Raw genomic sequence first — 20540 nt, forward strand, 5'->3', positions numbered from 1 at the left:
CCTCTATAAGTATCCCATTGGATCTGTTGGTTCCCCGTTAATACGCACCTCAAAATGAAGGTGTGGACCTGTAGAACCACCTGTGTTACCTGAGTAGGAAACTACTTGACCTTTTGATACAGTTTGACCAGGGCTTACCGCTACATCACTATTATGAGCATATAAAGTAGACATACCATTACCATGATCAATAATAACTGTATATCCATAGCCACTAATCCAGCCAGCTTCCACAACAACGCCACCATCTGCTGCATGTACTGGTGTTCCTTCATCAACACCAAAGTCAGTACCTGCATGGAGACGACTTGTACCATAAATTGGATGGATACGCCATCCAAAATCAGATGTAATCGGTGCATTAACAGGGGCGGCTAACTGTCCAGTTCCCTGTACCCATGTAGTAGTAGCACCACCACCGCTACCACCTTGGCTAGCTGCTGCGGCTGCTGCCGCACGTTCTGCTGCTCGTTGTTGTAACATAGCTGTAATGCTTGCAGATGATGCCATTAACTCATTATAGGCCCGCTCTGCTGTATCACGGTCATTCATCGCTCGTTCTAATACTGCTTGACGTTCTGCTTTTTTCTGATTGATAATCGTTTGTTTTTCCTGTGCTACTTTTTCAAGTTCTAATACTTTAGCCCGGTCTGCCTCCAACTTAGCTTTTTTACTAGCAATCTCTTCACGCTCAGTTTTTATGGTATTAATCAATTCCATATCGGCTTGAAGAATCCGTTTCAACATTTCCATACGATTTGCAAAATCACTAAAATCTTTAGAACCAACCACTACATCTAAGTAACTTAAACGTCCGTTAATATAAATATCTCGTACCCGTTTGTAGAACACTTTTTCTCGTGATTGTAAACGTTCCTGTGCTGCTTTTAATTCTGCCTCTGTTTTCGTAATATCTTGATCTAAACGAATACGATCTGCTTGCACTTGTTTTAAGTCTGCAGTGGCTGTATCTAATTCAATCTGTATAGCATGTAACTGTTCATATACGGTACCAATCGTTTTTTCTGCTTCCGACTTTTTATTGGCCTCATTTGTCAATTGTTGTTGAATATTTGACAACTGATTCGTTAAGTCTTCATCTTGTGCTTGATACCAGTACGGTGTAGCCATCATGATAGAACCGCATAGTAAACTAGCTACTAGTGTTACTGTTTTTTTCTTCATCATTCCTACACTTTCATATATTGTTTTAACGAAATGGTACTACCAATAGCACCTACAATCACACCTATCCCAACTAATCCTGCAGATAGTTGATAGATAAACGGCATCATTGGTACCAATGGCATAAACGCAAAGTTTGCAATCACTTCCACTGTGATATAGCGATAGAATTGCCAAGTAGCAATGCCTGCAATCGCACCACCAATAGCGCCTAAAAACATACCTTCTAATACAAAAGGCCAGCGGATAAACCAGTTTGTGGCACCTACATATTTCATAATTCCAATTTCTTTACGACGGGCAAATACAGTCAAACGAATCGTATTGGAAATGATAAATAAGGTAGCCCCTGCTAGGAAGCCGATGAGCACAATACCACCGATACGAATAATTTTTGTGACTTCAAAAATTTGTTCAATCACGTCTTGTCCATAGTGGGCACTTTCTACTTCTGGATATTTAGAGACAATTTCCGCTGTAGATTTCACTTGGTCTGGTGTATTGAATGTTAACACATAAGACGTTGGCAATGGATTATGTCCATCTAGGGAATCGACTAATTGCTGTTGCTCCCCTAAGCGCTCTTTAAAGCGTTTCATAGCTTCATCTTTTGTGACAAACTCAATGTCCTTTAGCTCTGGCAAGGCTTTTAACTTTTTACCTAATTCCATCACTTGTGGTGTTGTTAAGTTATCCTTCAAGTATATACTAATTTGTACTTGGCTCTCTAAATGGGATGCCAAATTGTTAAGGTTTACCACTCCACAAGCAAATACACCCAAGATAAACAAGGATAATGTAACAGTGGAAATAGATGCCAAGGACATCAATCCATTACGGCGCATGGATTGAACGGCTTCTTTTATATAATACTTAAACGTTCTAATTTTCATGGAATGCGGCCCCTCTCATTTGATCACTTACTACACGACCACCTTCTAAGGCGATCACTCGTTTGTTTAGATAAGACACCATATCCATATCATGTGTTACCATCACTACGGTTGTACCAGAGTTATTGATGGCTTTAAAAAGATCAGAAATATCGCGGCTTGTTTGAGGGTCCAAGTTACCTGTTGGTTCATCTGCAATCAGCACCAATGGTTTATTTACAATGGCTCTAGCGATAGCTACCCTTTGTTGCTCCCCACCACTAAGATCTTGTGGCAAATCATTAGCTTTATCGCTGAGTCCGACCAACTCTAATACATTTAAAACTTTCTCTTTAATTACTTTCGGTTTTTCCTCGATAACTTCTAGTGCGAACGCAATATTTTCAAACACTGTTTTTGATGGTAATAATCGGAAATCTTGGAATACAATACCTAACTTTCTACGTAAGTACGGTACTTTACTAGATTTGATACGTGTTACATCAACATCATTCACAATAACCGTTCCAGAATCTGGTGTGACTTCATGTGAAAGTAACTTAATAAATGTTGATTTACCTGCTCCAGAATGCCCACAGACTAATACGAATTCTCCTTTTTCAATATGAATCGATACATCCTCTAAAGCAATAGAACCATTGTCGTATACTTTATGGACATTTCTAAATTCTATCATTCTATCATTCCCTTCCTATTTTCGTGCTATACCTCGTTTGGTAGCTGCTACAATATCAGCTGCTGTTAATCCATATTTTGCCATCAATTCTTTTGGTGTACCAGATTCACCAAAGGTATCTTTCACACCGACAAATTCCATTGGTACTGGATACTCTTTTACCACTACTTCCGCTACCGCACTACCTAAGCCACCAATCACATTATGTTCTTCAGCAGTAATCAATACTCCCGTTTCTTTTGCGGCCTTCACAATTGCTTCTCCATCAATTGGTTTAATAGATGCCATGTTGATAACACGTACAAAAATGCCTTCTGCTTCTAATGTAGCTGCTGCTTCTACTGCTGGTCCTACTAAGGCACCACAGGCAATAATCGTAGCATCCTTACCGTCACGTAATTGTTGAGATTTACCCGGTATAAATGTGTATCCTTCTGATGTCACATCTTCTACACCAGCACGTCCTAAACGTACATACACAGGGCCATGATACTCTACTGCCCAAGCTATGACAGCTTCTGTTTCTGCTGCATCTGCTGGTACCACAACTGTCATATTAGGCAATGTACGCATACAAGAAATATCTTCTAAACTTTGGTGTGTCGCACCGTCTTCACCGACAGTAATCCCTGCATGAGTAGCACATACTTTTACATTTAATTTTGGATAACATACGGCGTTCCGCACTTGTTCAAAGGCACGACCGGTAGCAAACATAGCAAAGGAAGATACAAATGGCACTTTTCCTGCTGCTGCTAAGCCAGCACCTACAGAAATTAAGTTCTGCTCTGCAATCCCTACATTAAAGAATCGTTCAGGATATACTTTTTTAAATTCATCAGTTTTTGTAGATTTTGATAAATCTGCATCTAATACAACAACATCTTTATGAGTAGCCCCCACTTTTACTAAGGCTGTACCATATGCTTCACGAGTCGCTTTTCCCATGATTACACCTCCAACAATTCCGCTACAAATTTGTCACATTCCTCTTGTGATGGCGCTTTACCATGCCAACCTGCTTGGCCTTCCATAGCTTGTACACCTTTCCCTTTAACAGTATTCATAATCACCATAGTCGGTTTATCTGTAGTTGCTTTTGCTTCTGTAACTGCTTCGTGTAAAGCATCAATGTCATGACCATCCACCACGATCACATGCCAACCGAAAGCTTTAAATTTTTCATCAATTGGTAATGGACTCATAACTTTTGTGATATCGCCGTCAATTTGTAATCCATTAAAATCTACAAAAGCTGTTAAGTTAGACAATTTATAATGTGCTGCAAACATCGCTGCTTCCCATACTTGTCCTTCTTCTAATTCGCCATCACCTAGTACGGAGTACACACGGTAGGAGGCTCCATCAATCTTACCTGCCAATGCCATACCACATGCTGCAGAAATACCTTGTCCCAAGGAACCAGTAGACATATCTACACCTGGAATGTATTTCATATCTGGATGACCTTGCAAGATATGGTCGATTTTACGCAAGTTTAATAATTCTTCTGTTGGGAAGAACCCTTTTTCTGCTAATGTAGCATATAGAGCTGGTGCAGCATGTCCTTTGGATAAGACAAAACGATCGCGATTTGGATCTTTCGGCTCATTTGGATTTACATTCATTTCTTGAAAGTACAACAAACTCATTACATCAGCAATAGATAAGGATCCACCTGGATGACCAGATTTTGCTGCTGTAACAGCTTTCACGATGTTTACACGAATTGCTTTTGCTTTTTCTTGTATCAATTGTTTTTGTTCAAGTGTTAACATACTATACCCTCCCGTGTTATACACAATTCTAAGGTAAATTATTTATCATGCAGCATGCCAATGGCAATGCGGGCATTCTCTAAGGCATTTCTTCGTAGTTCATGGATGTTTTCTAACACAGTTTTGGTGAAAGTCTTTCGTTCCAACACTTCTACTGTACGTGCCACAATAGGTTCTACTGTTAATGTATGTAAATCACCTACTGGCACTTCCCCAATCATATGAAGAAAGTTTAAAATTTTAGGGTCATAAGAGATCCCTAAGCAAGGTGTTTCCATTAACGCACTAAATACTAATGCATGGAGCCGTACACCTATCATGACATCCACACAACTACTCAATGACAGTAGCTCTGTTGTGCTATAGGCATCAGCCAAAACCGTCGATCTAACTGTCATCCGTTTGGCAATGGCTTCTGCCTCCATCGTGTCTTCCCTATATTGCATAGGAATAAACACGATATGAGCCTCTGTTTCTCGATGAATCTGATCTAGAGCCTCTGCCAATGTAGTTTGATACTCTGTGCAATCTTTCCAAGCACGTACGGAAACACCCACAATTGGTCGGTCTAGAGGAACCCCATACGATGCCAATATATCACGACCTGCTGTGGCCTCCACTGGGTGCATCCCTAACACAGCATCAGCAGTTACTGTAATTGGTACATGATGTATACCTAGTGAAAGCAGCTCTTCTTTTGAGGCATGATCTCGTACAGTAATCATAGACACTTGATTCAAGACACGCCCCACCGTACTACGGGCTAAGGATTTACGCAAAGGTCCAATACCTTGTGCATAAATCATCACTCGTTTTCCCAATGTATTCGCTAACGCAATAATGCTTAAGTAATAATACAAACTGCGAGCACTTGTTACATCTTGCAACAAACTACCACCGCCACTGATGAGCATATCACAAGAATATACAGCTTGGTATATCTTCCACATATCAAAACGACCAATGGCTTTCACCTTATGAGTGCTCATAGTTTCACTAGGATTTCCAGAAATCACCGTAATCTCGGCCTTTGGTTCTAATTCCAGCAATGCTTGCAAAATAGAACTCAATAGCGCTTCATCTCCGGCATTACCAAATCCATAATAACCGGAAATGAGTATCTTACACATGACTTTCACCTCGTCCTTGGAACCAACGAATGCCATAGCCAATGAAACGTACCGCTATAATCGCTACTAAACCTATGACGATACCCAATAATAATCCATCATAACCACGAGCAATGGACATGTACACTGGCGTACGTAAATGACAGAACGTTTCCACCATAGAAGCAATACCTATGACTGCCGCTATGGATAAAGCAAAGTGCATGACCATTGGAATGCGGCGTCCCACAGCATAGGCTGCCAGCATAAAAGCTGGATGACCGATTAAAAACTCTTTTTCACGAGGACGAGCATACATCGTGTTTTCTAAAAACCTACGTAAAGCTAGTTCCCAAGACGGTACTGGTACGCCAGCTGTATGACCACTACGCCCTACAAAGACATAGGCCACTACCGCTAAAGCCCCAGCGATTAATAAACTATAGACTTTAATATCAATTTGAACAAATTCCGTAATAAAAGATTTCACATCACTTACAGAAGATATAGTTCGTCCTTTCCATATAGGAAAGCGTTGCAAATATGCTATGGCTGTCAATAGTACTGGTGCCACAAAGGTTAATTTTACACCTCGGAATAAAGCAAACTCCATGAAGAACTGCGTACTACCTAACATGGCTGCAATACTAATTCCTCCAATAGCAGCTATTAGAGCTGCTACGACTAGATATACCACAGATTCTATGGTACTTCTCCAAGGGGATATACCCGTGTGGTTCCGTTTTGACCAACAATCAAAGATCATCGTCATTGCCAATACTGGAGCAGAAATAGCTGCTACTAGTGCCCAAGCCGACATAATTTTTGTCCCTGTGGTCAATATATAAATGCCAATAGAAACGATACTGCCCAGTGCGAATAGACCTAGTAAATATGATTTACGTATATGTACGAACTGACCTAATGTAAGTGTAGCCAAGCTTATGACACCTGTCATCGTTAACAATCGCAACAGGGTATTCGGGAAGTACACTGGATATACAGAGGCTTCTCCAGTAGTAAAACCACGAGCTTGTAGTTTGTCTGTCACTTGTTTCGCCACAAACAATGTAGTTTCTAAAGCAGTTTTATTATCTACACCTTGTTCATAAATTGGAAACAAGTTATACCGTATATTTCGTTCAATATCGCTAATATAGAACCATTGAATTAACTCAGCTGGGGTTAACTTACGCACTTCTTCCTTAGATACTGTGTACAATCTTCCCACTTTATAATGATTGGCATTGGCCATCTCCAAGAACCCTGCTTGTGGAAAATATTGCAATTGATTCACTGCTTCAATTCCTACTAGCGGAATTTGACGTTTCTCTAATTGCTCCAGTGTGCGATCCACATGTAATGGATATCCTAATGCTTCTTTTCCAACAAAAATCATGCCTGTTACACCAGATATACCATCAATACGTTGGAATACATGATCTACGTCTTCTACTGTGGCACCTTTATAATTTGTTGGTCGAACAATCACATGAAAGCCAAGTTTAGCTACTTCCTCAGCTTGTAATTTAGAAATACCTAAATTCATATCTTTTAAAGAATCACTTGGTAAAGCTAATCCTAACATAGGGCCTAGATCTGTTTGCAATATATGTACTTTATTTTGACCTAAACGGCGCAATAAATCATCCTGTACTTCTTGAAAGTAAGCTTCTTTACCTGGAATCATTCCGATATAGGTATTACCTGGTTGCACTCCTTTGATTTGCAATCGTTCTAAATCATTGGAAGTATACATGCGAATATGACCAGCATCGGTTTCTTTTTGTAAAGTTCTATCATAAATAGCTAATGCTGTAATCCCAGCCTCCTTGGCAGATACAATTGCCTCCCCTAGAGACCTTTTTTCATAGGCATTAGCACGAAGTAAACCATCATAATCTATAATATTTTCAATTTGTTCTTGCTGAGCCTCAATGTAATGACGCTCTTTTACTAATAGTAATCCACTTACAATACCAGCAACAAGAAAAGCTAATAAAATCCATGTATAGAAAGATATGTTTTTTAACTTCATAGTTCCTCCTACTGTGTTACTGGATGAACAAATACGTGAATCTCTTCACGCCCCGTTTCTACACGATCCAAATGAACAGGAATTGGGAAGTTTTCAAAATTATAAAGAGGTATCGCTTTCACAGCTCCGCTAGACAAGCGATTCAAACTAGCACCACCAATGGATAACTTTTCAGTAGAAAATTGTAGTGTATTACCTTCAATCTCCAAATGACCTTGTATAGTTACCTTACCTGATAAAAAGCCACCTACATCAATCTGACCACTCATAACAACACCTCGATCAGATATATCGACTGTTTCAATCGTCAAACCTTTTGTACCTTTTTCAGATAACTGCTGTTCAATATATTGTTTCAAATCATCTTGATGTATGATTCCCTCAATATGACCTTGCCCAAAACTAGTGAAGTGCAATCGTTCCTCTAAAAACAGCTCTACTGGCTCCACTTTAATTTGTCGTAAATCAAAAGCTAGTCGTTGGACTTTCAATTTACCTAGCATAACACCATCCAAATAGCCGCGAAATGAATCAATGTCTCCTAAGGTTAACTTAATTCCTGGCGATGATTCAATGCGCATAGATTGCGCTTCTGGATGTAAAGCCCCTTGCAGTCTAGATTCCACCTGACTACTTACGAAGGATGGTAATACTAAGGAAGAAAGCCCTAGGATAATACCGACTACTACTAAGATAAACACTATTGTTTTTAAAAAGAAATTTCTCACGGTCACTCCATTATATTGATAAATTCGCTTCTTTCTTCAAGAAACCTTCCATAAATTGATCTAGGTTACCATCCATAACCGCCTGTACATTACCAGTTTCCACACTGGTACGATGATCTTTTACCATATTATAAGGATGGAACACATAAGAACGAATTTGACTTCCCCATTCAATAGCTTGATACGTGCCGCCTAATTGTTCTTTTAATTCAGCTTGTTTTTCTAACTCTAATTCAAATAATTTAGCTCGCAATAATTTTAAACATTGCTCTCTATTTTGAATTTGTGAGCGTTCACTTTGACACTGTACGACAATCCCTGTCGGAATATGTGTCATACGTACTGCAGAGTCTGTTTTGTTGATGTGCTGTCCACCTGCACCGCTAGCACGGTACGTATCTACCTGTACATCTTTCATATCCAAATTAATTTCTACAGTTTCATCAATTTCCGGCATCACGTCGACAGCACAGAATGATGTGTGGCGACGTGCGGCAGAATCAAAAGGAGAAATACGAACTAAACGATGGACCCCTTTTTCAGATTTCATATACCCAAAAGCATTTTCCCCTTTGATGAGGAATGTGGCACTTTTAATGCCCGCTTCATCTCCTACTTGTTCATCCATAAGAGAAATACTATACCCTTGTTTTTCTGCCCACCGCAAGTACATACGAATCAACATAGAACACCAATCTTGTGCCTCCGTACCACCGGCACCAGCATGGAATGTAAGGATGGCATTGTTCTTATCGTATTCACCACTTAATAAAAGCAATACTTCACGATGTTCTACTTCATGGGTCAACTGCTCTACCATAGTAGTCAGCTCACCTTCCATAGATACATCTTCTTCATCGATGGCCATTTCTAACATGAGCTTTGCTTCTTCAATGTCTGTAACGAGCTTTTTATATCCCTCTACAGCATCTTTTAATTGCGTAGCTTCTTGGGAAATATCACGAGCTGAATCTGGATCATTCCAAAAATCAGGATCACTCATTTTTATATCTAATGTTAATATGCGTTCTTCTTTTTGAGCGATGTTAAAGTGAATCCCTCATTCCAAAAATACGCTCCTCTAAATTGTCAATAGGACCTTTTAAGTCTTCTAACAATTTATTCACCTCTTTCTTTCATTCTATAAAACAAATGGCCGCACAGGAGATGTGTCACCTCGCTGCGTGGCCATGAAAGTCTAGTCTACGTTTTGTGGTTCCAACACGTCTTCATGGTGGGTCTTAGCATCAGCTAGATGATCAACCGGTTCTTCTTCTGCTATTGTGTCCACATTAATTTGGATACGGTATAAATACATAATTGTTTCATCCGTAATAGCTTGTTTCATATTTTCGAACATGTCATAAGCCTCAAACTTATATTCTACTAATGGATTTTTTTGTCCATAAGCGCGTAGGCCAATCCCTTCTTTTAACATATCCATAGCATCCAAATGTTCCATCCATTTGCTATCCACAACTTTTAGCATGATTGCTTTCTCAAGCTCACGCATATTTGCTTCTCCAAATAAGGATTCACGTTTTTCATATTCTTTGTGGGCAATGTCAATTAAGTGGTCCTGTAATTCTGCACGACCATACTCTTCCATTTGTTCCACTGTCAACATACCTGGTTCTAAGAAATAGATCTCTAAATGCTTTAATAAACCTTCATAGTTCCATTCTTCTGGATACAATTTTTCATCTGCATATTGATTCATAGAGTTGATAATTAAGTTATCTACCATATGTAAAATCGTTTCACGCAAGGATTGGTTATTTAAGATCAAACGACGTTGTCCGTATAATACTTCCCGTTGTTGATTCATAACATCATCATATTCCAAGATATACTTACGAATATTAAAGTTATGATTTTCTACTTTTTTCTGTGCTCGTTCGATGGATTTAGTAATCAAAGAATGCTCAATTGGCTCATCTTCTTCCATACCTAATTTATCCATCATACCAGCAATATTATCTGCGCCAAAAATACGCATTAAATCATCTTCCAAAGATAAGAAGAATTGAGAGGAACCATTGTCCCCTTGACGGCCAGAACGACCGCGCAACTGATTGTCGATACGACGACTTTCATGTCGCTCAGTACCCAAAATATGTAAGCCACCTAGTTCAGCTACTCCTTCTCCTAAGGAAATATCTGTACCACGACCCGCCATATTGGTAGCAATTGTTACCATACCATACTGACCTGCATTAGCAACAATTTCCGCTTCTTTTTCATGATGTTTCGCATTCAATACATTATGTGGTACGCCAGCTTTCGTCAACATATCACTAAGCATTTCAGATTGCGTAATGGAAGTAGTACCCACCAAGATTGGTTGACCTGTTTTATGACGTTCCACTACATCACGAACTACAGCACGATATTTAGCCTCTTTTGTTTTAAAGATTAAATCAGGCATATCAATACGTGCCAACACTTTATTCGGCGGAATTTCGTAAACTTCCAAACCGTAAATGTTATTAAATTCTTGTTCTTCTGTTTTCGCTGTACCAGTCATACCAGACAATTTTTCATACATACGGAAATAGTTCTGGAAAGTAATAGATGCTAAGGTTTGACTTTCACGTTCTACACGTAAGCCTTCTTTTGCCTCAATGGCTTGGTGTAAGCCATCGGAATAGCGACGACCGAACATCAAACGACCAGTAAATTCATCAACAATAACAACCTCGCCATCTTTCACGACATAATCTTTATCTCGCTCCATCATAGCATAGGCACGAAGAGAAGCACTTAACAAGTGATTCAATTCTAAGTTAGAGGAATCATATAAGTTTTCGATGTGTAACATTTTTTCAACTTTTGCAATCCCTTCATCTGTAGGGGCAATCGTTTTTTGTTTTTCATCAATAGTGTAATCTTCATCTTTCACCAAGTGTGGCACTATTTTAGCTAATTCATAATAGCGTTCTGTAGAGCGTTCCCCTGGACCAGAAATAATGAGTGGTGTACGAGCTTCATCAATTAAGATAGAATCCACCTCATCGACAATAGCATAGTTCAATGGGCGTTGTACCATTTGATCTGCATGGATAACCATGTTGTCACGTAAATAGTCAAAGCCAAACTCATTGTTTGTACCATACGTGATATCTGCTCCATAGGATTGTTTCCGTTGATCGTAATCTAAACCAGCTACGATTAAGCCAGTAGATAAACCTAGGAAATTATATAAACGTCCCATCCACTCGCTGTCACGCTTAGCCAAATAATCATTAACGGTTACCACGTGAACACCTTTACCAGATAGAGCGTTTAAATATACTGGTAAGGTAGCTACCAAAGTTTTACCTTCACCTGTACGCATTTCTGCAATATTACCACGATGTAATACAATACCACCAATCATTTGCACATCGAAATGACGCATGCCCAATACACGTTTAGATGCTTCACGAACTACAGCAAATGCTTCTGGCAAAATATCATCTAATGTTTCACCTTTAGCCAACCTTTCTTTGAATTCTTCTGTTTTAGCTCGCAAAGAAGTATCGCTCAAGGATAACAAAGACGGTTCCAGTCCATTAATTTCTTCAACAATGGACCGAATCCGTTTAATTTCTTTTGCATTTTTATTGCCCAATAGCTTTTGTATAAAACCTAACAAATATCTCAACTCCTTAAATATGGAAAGTATTTCAATTAAATACTATGTATCTAGATTATTATAGCCTACTAGCACTTAATAGTCAAAAAGAACTGCGCTTTTTAAAACATCTTCATGGAACACTCACAAAACAAATACTAGGAAGTCTCCTGCAACGAAGACTTCCTAGCATTCTATACTTATTATGACTAATGCAGCAAAGTTTTATACGTACTTTGCATCCTTTGTTTCATATTCCAATACCGATAGGATCGTTGTAGCTCCCGTAGTTGTTCTGTCAAGGCTACTCCTTCTAATAAAGAACGAACTAAATCAGCAGACTTCATATATAACTCATCGATCTTTACAGCCTGCACATAATTAATACTTCCTTCATTGCGAATAATTACATCCACCAAACTGACATACTCTTCTACAATTCCATCATTAAACTTAGCACTCTCCAATTGATTTTGATTGATGGCCATATTCATACAGGTACAAAGCATGCACATATACTCCACCGCACCTGCTAACTTTTTCGGTGTTAAAGCCGTTTGCAGTTGTTCTTTGGCTACTGTCAACGACGTACTAAAAAGGATCTTATAAAAACCTGTTTTGTCTAATGTATAATCGTATTCATTCATAGGTATCCCCCTTACTGGTGTTTCTATTAATTCTATACGTTCTTATAGACCATCTTTCATATTCGCCCGGCCTAGGGCTCCTCCTTTCTCTTACTATTTCATTTCGCAAAAATATGGGCGTTCTTTACAAAGTATAACAAAAGTTGATATTTTGCTATTGATTATCATCCTGATTTGTATTTATAATATATATTTTTTCACTATTCGTCAATTATTTCCCACTATAAAAGTCATATAAAATACTCATAATGCTTTATATATCAGCACTTTTAATCATATATAGTAACATTATGTACTGACGCTATATATTTACATTAAAAACTACTGTCCAATATACAGCTAGAAATATCTCCAACTTTCTAGTAATATATATCAAAAATAAAAAAGCAGATACTGTTTACACAGTATCTGCTAATCCTTGGTGCCGGAGGTGGGACTTGAACCCACACGGTGTTACCCGCTTGATTTTGAGTCAAGTGCGTCTGCCATTCCGCCACTCCGGCTCGTCAATGATATTAGTATACACAGGAGCAGAAAAATTGTCAATCTTTTTCTACCCCTCTATTATACTTAAAACGCAAATTATTCTTGCATTTATATTTCTTATAGTATCCCTCAAGATTTACCTTGTCCATAAGTCTCACAAGAATCTACAAAAGCTCTAGCCGCTGCCTCACTACCTGAAAAATTTATATGCAAATAAGAGGCTAAAATATTTTTATAGGAGTATCCCCCTTGATAGGCCTTAGGCTTACGCCCTCCTACTAACTCAAAGGCCCAAGGAAATGGACTTTGTGTAGGTGTCATAGTAGAAAAATGAAACTCATGTCCCTGTAAAGTATCTTTCACAGACCCTAAAATACTTGGCTCCAACATAGTAGCACTTACATAACCTACACGTTGTAAGCTTTGCTGCATTTCACAGGTAGCTGGTACAATCCCCACCATAGGATACGTATTTCCTTCGAAATCAGTCACTGCTTCTGTCATATACATGAGACCGCCGCATTCCGCATAGATTGGCATACCTTTTTCACTGGCCTTACGTATACTATCTTTCATAGATTCATTATTCCCTAATTGAGATAAAAACATCTCTGGAAAACCACCACCAAAAAAGATCCCATCTACATCTGGCAAGGATTCATCTTGTAAAGGACTAAAATAATGCAACTCCGCCCCTTCTGCTTCTAACGCTGCTAGGCTAGCTGGATAGTAGAAGGAGAATGCTTCATCCAAGGCGATGCCAATGCGCGCGCGTTTTTCTATAGCCTCTACTACCTCCTCAGTTCCCACAGACAAGTCCGCCGCACTTTGAGCTAACTCTACTAAGGCTTCTAAATTCACCATGACTTTCACAGCTTCACGAATGGTAGCAATAGCCTCTGTAGGATCAACTTCTGTCACTGGTGTCAATCCTAAATGACGTTCTGGTGATTGCATGCGCTCATCACGACGAATGGCACCTAGTACAGGAACCCCTAATTTCTTCATCGCCGTCCGTATCATATGTTCATGATTATCCGATCCTAATCGGTTTAAGATAACCCCACCAAATTGTACCTCTGGGTCATAATCACGAAAGCCTTTAGCAATGGCTGCCGCACTTTCTCCCATAGCCTTACAATCGATAACTAACACCACCGGAGCTTTTAAATCCTTGGCAACTTGCGCAGTGGAACTAACGCCTTCACGTCCCCCATCATAAAGACCCATCACACCTTCTATAATAGAAATATCAGCAGTCTCCGCTTGCCCCACAAAAAAGGGAATCAACTTATGTGGTGGCACAAGCCAAGTATCTAAATTATAGCATTCTCGTTGACTAGCAATTTTATGAAAACCCGGATCAATATAATCTGGGCCTACTTTAAATGCCTGTACCGCTTTGCCCTGTTCTGTCAAAGCCGCCAATAGCCCTGCTACAATGGTTGTTTTTCCAACACCAGAGTTGGTGCCTGCTATAACAATTCTTGGTCGTTGTACAGTGTTCATAAAATACCTCTTAGCGATCTTTACGTTTCGCCAAAATTGTAGATAAATAGTTTAATTTTGTATCAGATGGCAAAGCATCTACATTACGATACACTTCTTCCTCTGGTAGTCCCACGCGAGAAATCATCACAGCCTCTTCTGCCATATCATGTTTGCGAAGTGTTTCTTGCACTTCAGAGAAGTTTCGATACACTTTCATAATGACTGCATCATCAGCTACGGCAAGTACAGCATCAATTTTTTCTTTTGGTGCTGTAGCTGGAATAATCGCTAATACTTCTTCTTTTTCTACAATTGGGTACCCCAAGTGGGATCCGATTGCACAAAATGCAGTAACACCTGGAATAGTTTCAATATCAAAACCAGCAGATTCAACTAAACGATATACATACATATATGTACTGTAGAACATTGGATCTCCCAATGTTAAGAATACAACTTTTTTACCTTCTTCTAGTAATCCAGTAATGATTCTACGTGCTTCTTCCCAACCTTTAGATTGTTCATTATCATCCAATACCATTGGGAATACAACAGGTACGATTTCTGTATGTTCTTGAATATATGGTTCTGCAATATGTAAGGCTACAGAGCCATCTTTTTTTTCTGTTTTCGGTGTAATAATGACATCTGCTTCTCCCACAATGCGAGCAGCTTTTACAGTCATCAACTCAGAGTCCCCAGGACCTACACCAATACCATATAATTTACCTTTCATCAGGACACCTCTTTTATATATCAACATTGAACTAGTAAGAATCACTAACTCCAAACTACTATAATTAATTAGTATATCATGACTTGCTATGAATGTACACGACACCACCAAGTATTTCTCTTATTAAGTCGCACAACCACCGACATGCATGATTTATAATTTTATAATCGTCTTTGGTATAAACCTCGCATAGCATCTGCTAAGTGTTCTACATAGATGTCTTGAATTTCGGCATATTCACCAAGACCTTTTTCGTATTGTACCACTTCATAGCCTGCTTTTGTTAATTCAGAAAGTAAACTATCTTCTTCCTCTCCGAATAAATCATTCAATGCATGGTCACCACAGACTAATAATAAGGGATGTAAATGTACTTTCTTGGGTTCGTGACCTTCACGTTCCCATCGTTCTAAAATATCTTCAGGTGTTGGGAAATTTTCCAATGTAGCAATGGATGTATTACGTAAACCTTCATATTGTAATTTCAATTGTAGCGCTGCGTATGATGCATTCCCTACATTAAATCCACCATGACCTACTAAGAGTAAATCTTCTGTTACAGGAACCTGTAAGGCCTTAATAAAGCGATCAATCAAGATTTGGTAATCGTCTGGTACTTCCTCCTCTTGTCCCATGAAATACAAAAGAGGTCTGCCAAATACGATTTCTTGTACAGAGCCTTGTCCTTTGAAAGCCATAATATTTTTACGAAGCTTATCGAACTCTGCACCACCTACTAAATGTGTAGGCTGCACAATAATGCGCTCATAGCCTTCTTCTACAATCGCTTCCATAGCCTCAATTTCATTTTGGAATATAATATTTCTATCTTTCAAACGCTTAATAACAATACGTGATGTAAAGGCTAACCGTACTTCATGACTCGGATTTGCTTTACGAATGGCATCTACGACTGGGAAAATTTGATTTTCTCTTGCGCTGTCTACAGTAGAGCCAAAAGATGTAACTAATATAATCTCTTTCATATCTATACCTCATACTTAAATTAAGAACATACCTATCCTATAGTGTATAAGAAAAACAGAGTTCTGTAAAATAAATATAAGTCATTATAAAAGAGCTATACCCAGTTGCCTTCATAACAACTAAGTATAGCTCGTTTCTTATTTTACTTTACAGTAATCGCAATATCATCATTTTCTACTACTACATGAATTGTTTTACCTTCTCCTGCTTTACCTTCTAAGATAGCATCAGAAATTGGATCTTCTACTAACCGTTGGATAGCTCGTTTCAAAGGTCTTGCCCCCATAGCAAAGTCAGTTCCTTCTGCCACGATTTTATTCATAGCTTCATCAGATACTTCTAGTTCCATACCTTGTTCATGTAATCGTGTTGTCACAGATTGCAATAAAATACGTACAATACTTTGCAATTGTTCTGTTTCTAGAGCATGGAAAACAATCATTTCATCAATACGATTTAAAAACTCTGGACGGAAATGAGATTTTACAGCTTGGAGTACATCCTTTTTCATAGACTCTTTATCTTTTCCACTTTCTTCTTCTCCTTTAGCTGCTAAGAATCCCATAGCTGCCGCATCTTCTTTGAGATATTGCGCTCCTAAGTTACTTGTCATAATGATCACGGTATTTCTGAAATCGACTGTGCGACCTTGGTTATCCGTTAATCGTCCATCATCCAAGACTTGTAATAAGATATTAAAGAAGTCTGGATGCGCTTTTTCCACTTCATCAAAGAGAACCACACTATATGGGCGACGACGAACAGCCTCAGTTAATTGACCTCCTTCATCATATCCTACATAGCCTGGAGGCGCTCCCACTAAACGGCTCACCGCATGTTTTTCCATATACTCTGACATGTCGATACGAATCATAGCATTTTCATCGCCAAATAAATTGGATGCTAAGGATCTAGCTAATTCTGTTTTACCAACCCCAGTAGGACCTAAGAATAGGAAAGAACCAATTGGACGTTTTGGATCTTTTAATCCCGCTCTAGCACGGCGGACAGCTTTTGATACAGCTACGACAGCTTCATCTTGACCGATGACACGTTGATGTAATTCTTCTTCTAAACGTAGCAATCGTTCTGATTCTTCCTCTGCCACACGTGAAACAGGAATTCCACTCCACTCAGACACTACTGCAGCAATTTCAGATTCTGTAACCACTAACTTGGATTCATTATCTTTTTTGCTATTTTCTTGTTTTGATGCAATGTCAGATTCTAATTCTTTTTCTTTATCACGAAGTGTAGCTGCTCGCTCAAAGTCTTGGGCTGTCACAGCTGCCTCTTTTTCTTTTTGCACTTGTACTAACTCATCTTCTAATGCTTTCACATCTGGAGTTGCCGTAAACACAGCCATACGCACTTTCGATGCTGCTTCATCCATGACATCGATTGCTTTATCTGGCAAGAATCGATCTGCAATATAACGACTTGATAAATGTACAGCTGCTGCCAAGGCTTCATCTGTAATTTGTACCTTATGGAATGCTTCGTAGCGATCACGTAAGCCCTTCAAAATAGATAACGCATCTTCTTCACTTGGTTCCCCCACTTGTACTGGTTGGAAACGACGTTCTAAAGCAGCATCTTTTTCGATATGCTTTTTATATTCGTCTAATGTAGTAGCTCCAATCACTTGGAAATTACCACGTGCTAAGGCTGGCTTCAAGATATTCGCTGCATCCATAGCTCCTTCTGTAGCACCTGCTCCAATCAAAGTGTGAATTTCATCAATAAATACAATCATGTCATCATGATCCTGCACTTCATCCATCACTTTTTTCAAACGTTCTTCAAATTCTCCGCGATATTTAGCTCCTGCTAACATGGAACTCAAGCTGACAGAAATAATGCGCTTATCTCGTAATACATCCGGCACATCACCACTGACAATGCGTTGTGCTAACCCCTCTGCAATGGCTGTTTTACCTACCCCAGGTTCTCCGATAAGAACTGGATTATTTTTCGTGCGGCGGCTTAAAATCTGAATCACCCGTTGAATTTCTGTATCACGACCAATGACAGGATCAATTTTGCCTTGTTTTGCACTTTCATTAAGATCTATAGCATAGTCAGAAATTTCGCCTAAATCACTAGCTGTGCCTTGTGTTGGATTAGAACTTGGTTCTTCTCCACCTACAATAGCATTTACTTTTTCTACTACATCTTCTGGACGAATTCCTTTTGCTGCCAATAATTGCATGGCTACCCCACCACCATCGTACAATAGGCCTAATAAAATATGCTCTGTACCGATGTAGTTATGTCCACGACCATTAGCGGCTTGTTGCGCTAAATCCAATACATGTTTCGTACGCGGTGTCATTTGTAATTGACCTCCACTATGCGTACCTTTACCAACTGCACGAATCACTTCTTGTTCCAATGCCTTACCTTCTATTCCTAAGGCTAGCAACGCACGTGCAGACACTGATTTTTCTTCTTCCACAAGGCCTAGCAACAAATGCTCTGTTCCTACATAATTATGTTTATATTCAACTGCTTTTTCTTGGGCAATTGCTAACGCACGTTTTGCCCCTTCTGTATATCTTTCTATCATTTTCTTCCTCCTTTTGAACCTCGTAATAAGGTATCTTGTATTACTTGTGCCCTTTGACTATCACGTTCCTGCGAGCCCATCGACTCTTTCCCCACTAATTTGGCCAGAAAATTTGGTCTTGTAATGACTAGCATTTCATGAAAGTTCATGGTCACATCTATTAATTTCATATCTATGCCTAACTGCACATCACTCAATAAGGCCAAGGCTTCTTCTCCTGAAATACGGCGTGCATGGGTCAAAATACCATAGGACCTCCACACCTTATCTTCTATGCCTTCTTTATCTGTAGTCCATAATTCAGACCGTGCTTTTTCTTCCTCTTTTACAACACCTTGTACAATCTGTGAAAGTTGGTCAATCGTTGACTGTTCACTGATTCCCATCGTTTGCTGATTAGAGATTTGATATACATGGCCTAATCCCTCAGATCCTTCACCATAGAGACCTCGTACAGAATAGCCCATGCGGATAATACTACGAATAATACGCTGTAATTTGCCCGTCATTGATAACGCTGGAACATGAACCATCACAGATGCTCTCATCCCCGTTCCTACATTGGTAGGACAGGCAGTTAAGTATCCAAAGTCTTTTGAAAACGCATAATCGTATTTACTTTCTATCACATCATCAATAGCTACCGCTCGTTCATAGGCTTTTTCTAATTGTAATCCTAATTCCATGGACTGAATCCGCAAATGATCTTCTTCATTCACCATAATGGCAATACGAGAATCTTCAGAAATGATGACACTTCGTTCTTGACTCTGGGTCGCCAAATTAGGAGAAATTAAGTGTTTTTCTACTAGCACATCTCGTTCCATAGGGCTTAATGATGCCAAGTTAATTTTTGAAAAGCTTTTACCATAGGATGTTTGTAAAGGGGCAACCATAGACCGCATATACCCATCAACCTTAGTTAAATCATTGAGATCTCCCCGATTTGTAAAGGATACTCCTTTAAAGTTTCTTGCTAGTCGAATGCGACTAGATAAAACAATGCGATGATCTAAGCCGGTTTCTTTCATCCAAGGCGACAACGCCTCATCTAAAATAGTGTGTAACATAGACCCTCCTTAATTTGATTCTTTAGACTGTTCTAACGACTTAATTTCATCACGAATTTGTGCAGCTCTTTCAAATTGCTCTTCCTTTACCGCCTGAATTAGCTCATTTCGTAATTGCTTAATAGTTTGCTCTACTTTCAAATCTGCCGCTCCTCGTTGAGGAATGCGACCTTCATAAGAAATAGATCCTTGAATACGCTTAATTAAGGGAACTAAGTGTGCTCGAAACGCTTCGTAGCATCTATCACAACCTAATCGACCTTGATGATTAAACGCCGATATAGTCATGCCACATTGTGGGCAAGTAATCTGTTTGCTATTCCCCAATGCACTTTGAGGATACATAACATTGGCAAAAAATTGATTATTAAAAAAGCTATCATCAAACATAGAGGAAAACATGGTTCCACCTCCCTGCTCTTTTTGATTCGCACATTGTTGGCAATAATGATGCTCCTCTTTTGCTCCATTCACAATAGATGTCATATGAATGTTTGCATTTTCTTTACCACAAGAATCACATTTCATAGT

Annotated in this window: 17 protein-coding genes and 1 tRNA gene; all 18 read right to left on the minus strand. The window is 39.1% G+C overall.

Annotation, left to right across the window (positions count from 1 at the left end; translation table 11 throughout):
- Positions 1 to 3: 3 nt before the first annotated feature.
- Positions 4 to 1188: a murein hydrolase activator EnvC gene (locus EO112_RS02030; protein ID WP_370106371.1), complete on the minus strand. Its 1185-nt coding sequence runs from the start codon at positions 1186 to 1188 to the stop codon at positions 4 to 6.
- A gap of 2 nt (positions 1189 to 1190) precedes the next feature.
- Entirely contained in the window at positions 1191 to 2078 is an 888-nt protein-coding gene (gene ftsX, locus EO112_RS02035; protein ID WP_009372198.1) for a permease-like cell division protein FtsX, read from the minus strand.
- On the minus strand, positions 2068 to 2754 hold the full coding sequence (ftsE, locus tag EO112_RS02040) for a cell division ATP-binding protein FtsE (RefSeq protein ID WP_009372248.1): 687 nt from the start codon (positions 2752 to 2754) through the stop codon (positions 2068 to 2070). The genes ftsX and ftsE overlap by 11 nt, the downstream gene beginning before the upstream one ends.
- A gap of 15 nt (positions 2755 to 2769) precedes the next feature.
- On the minus strand, positions 2770 to 3702 hold the full coding sequence (locus tag EO112_RS02045; protein WP_127162683.1) for a transketolase family protein: 933 nt from the start codon (positions 3700 to 3702) through the stop codon (positions 2770 to 2772).
- Between the two features lie 2 nt (positions 3703 to 3704).
- A complete protein-coding gene (locus EO112_RS02050) occupies positions 3705 to 4532 on the minus strand; it encodes a transketolase (protein WP_127135512.1) in 828 nt (275 codons plus the stop codon).
- A 38-nt stretch (positions 4533 to 4570) separates the two neighbouring features.
- Positions 4571 to 5662 carry a polysaccharide pyruvyl transferase CsaB gene (csaB, locus tag EO112_RS02055; protein ID WP_127162744.1) on the minus strand — a complete coding sequence of 364 codons (1092 nt, stop codon included), beginning with the start codon at positions 5660 to 5662 and terminating at the stop codon, positions 4571 to 4573.
- Positions 5655 to 7679 (minus strand): DUF5693 family protein, encoded by a 2025-nt coding sequence (locus EO112_RS02060; RefSeq protein ID WP_127162685.1) that lies wholly within the window; start codon positions 7677 to 7679, stop codon positions 5655 to 5657. The genes csaB and EO112_RS02060 overlap by 8 nt, the downstream gene beginning before the upstream one ends.
- An 8-nt stretch (positions 7680 to 7687) precedes the next feature.
- The gene (locus EO112_RS02065; protein WP_009372211.1) at positions 7688 to 8407 is read right to left on the minus strand and encodes a DUF2993 domain-containing protein; all 720 of its coding nucleotides are present in this window, start codon (positions 8405 to 8407) and stop codon (positions 7688 to 7690) included.
- A 10-nt stretch (positions 8408 to 8417) separates the two neighbouring features.
- A protein-coding gene (gene prfB, locus EO112_RS02070; protein WP_240629050.1) for a peptide chain release factor 2 occupies positions 8418 to 9525 on the minus strand; the annotation gives its coding sequence in 2 pieces (ribosomal slippage) (positions 8418 to 9467 and positions 9469 to 9525; 1107 coding nt in all).
- An 80-nt stretch (positions 9526 to 9605) separates the two neighbouring features.
- The gene (secA, locus tag EO112_RS02075) at positions 9606 to 12044 is read right to left on the minus strand and encodes a preprotein translocase subunit SecA (protein WP_127061318.1); all 2439 of its coding nucleotides are present in this window, start codon (positions 12042 to 12044) and stop codon (positions 9606 to 9608) included.
- Between the two features lie 188 nt (positions 12045 to 12232).
- Positions 12233 to 12670: a hypothetical protein gene (locus tag EO112_RS02080; protein WP_009372147.1), complete on the minus strand. Its 438-nt coding sequence runs from the start codon at positions 12668 to 12670 to the stop codon at positions 12233 to 12235.
- Positions 12671 to 13089: 419 nt separating this feature from the next.
- A tRNA-Leu gene (locus tag EO112_RS02085) sits at positions 13090 to 13173 on the minus strand.
- Between the two features lie 112 nt (positions 13174 to 13285).
- A complete protein-coding gene (locus EO112_RS02090) occupies positions 13286 to 14665 on the minus strand; it encodes a cobyrinate a,c-diamide synthase (RefSeq protein ID WP_127162687.1) in 1380 nt (459 codons plus the stop codon).
- Between the two features lie 10 nt (positions 14666 to 14675).
- Positions 14676 to 15383 carry a precorrin-2 C(20)-methyltransferase gene (cobI, locus tag EO112_RS02095; RefSeq protein WP_126941334.1) on the minus strand — a complete coding sequence of 236 codons (708 nt, stop codon included), beginning with the start codon at positions 15381 to 15383 and terminating at the stop codon, positions 14676 to 14678.
- Between the two features lie 161 nt (positions 15384 to 15544).
- Positions 15545 to 16369: a sirohydrochlorin cobaltochelatase gene (locus EO112_RS02100; protein ID WP_009372214.1), complete on the minus strand. Its 825-nt coding sequence runs from the start codon at positions 16367 to 16369 to the stop codon at positions 15545 to 15547.
- Positions 16370 to 16512: 143 nt separating this feature from the next.
- A complete protein-coding gene (locus EO112_RS02105) occupies positions 16513 to 18939 on the minus strand; it encodes an ATP-dependent Clp protease ATP-binding subunit (RefSeq protein WP_127162698.1) in 2427 nt (808 codons plus the stop codon).
- The gene (locus tag EO112_RS02110) at positions 18936 to 20009 is read right to left on the minus strand and encodes a protein arginine kinase (RefSeq protein ID WP_127162700.1); all 1074 of its coding nucleotides are present in this window, start codon (positions 20007 to 20009) and stop codon (positions 18936 to 18938) included. The genes EO112_RS02105 and EO112_RS02110 overlap by 4 nt, the downstream gene beginning before the upstream one ends.
- Positions 20010 to 20018: 9 nt before the next feature.
- A complete protein-coding gene (locus EO112_RS02115; RefSeq protein ID WP_009372205.1) occupies positions 20019 to 20537 on the minus strand; it encodes a UvrB/UvrC motif-containing protein in 519 nt (172 codons plus the stop codon).
- Between the last annotated feature and the right edge of the window lie 3 nt (positions 20538 to 20540).

It is taken from the genome of Veillonella sp. VA141 (genome assembly GCF_003992175.1).
Classification (GTDB): Bacteria; Bacillota; Negativicutes; order Veillonellales; family Veillonellaceae; genus F0422.

Coding starts and splice junctions, on each gene's coding strand:
- EO112_RS02030 (WP_370106371.1), bottom strand. CDS start 1,188: ATGATGAAGAAAAAAACAGTAACACTAGTAGCTAGTTTACTATGCGGT.
- ftsX (WP_009372198.1), bottom strand. CDS start 2,078: ATGAAAATTAGAACGTTTAAGTATTATATAAAAGAAGCCGTTCAATCC.
- ftsE (WP_009372248.1), bottom strand. CDS start 2,754: ATGATAGAATTTAGAAATGTCCATAAAGTATACGACAATGGTTCTATT.
- EO112_RS02045 (WP_127162683.1), bottom strand. CDS start 3,702: ATGGGAAAAGCGACTCGTGAAGCATATGGTACAGCCTTAGTAAAAGTG.
- EO112_RS02050 (WP_127135512.1), bottom strand. CDS start 4,532: ATGTTAACACTTGAACAAAAACAATTGATACAAGAAAAAGCAAAAGCA.
- csaB (WP_127162744.1), bottom strand. CDS start 5,662: ATGTGTAAGATACTCATTTCCGGTTATTATGGATTTGGTAATGCCGGA.
- EO112_RS02060 (WP_127162685.1), bottom strand. CDS start 7,679: ATGAAGTTAAAAAACATATCTTTCTATACATGGATTTTATTAGCTTTT.
- EO112_RS02080 (WP_009372147.1), bottom strand. CDS start 12,670: ATGAATGAATACGATTATACATTAGACAAAACAGGTTTTTATAAGATC.
- EO112_RS02090 (WP_127162687.1), bottom strand. CDS start 14,665: ATGAACACTGTACAACGACCAAGAATTGTTATAGCAGGCACCAACTCT.
- cobI (WP_126941334.1), bottom strand. CDS start 15,383: ATGAAAGGTAAATTATATGGTATTGGTGTAGGTCCTGGGGACTCTGAG.
- EO112_RS02100 (WP_009372214.1), bottom strand. CDS start 16,369: ATGAAAGAGATTATATTAGTTACATCTTTTGGCTCTACTGTAGACAGC.
- EO112_RS02105 (WP_127162698.1), bottom strand. CDS start 18,939: ATGATAGAAAGATATACAGAAGGGGCAAAACGTGCGTTAGCAATTGCC.
- EO112_RS02110 (WP_127162700.1), bottom strand. CDS start 20,009: ATGTTACACACTATTTTAGATGAGGCGTTGTCGCCTTGGATGAAAGAA.
- EO112_RS02115 (WP_009372205.1), bottom strand. CDS start 20,537: ATGAAATGTGATTCTTGTGGTAAAGAAAATGCAAACATTCATATGACA.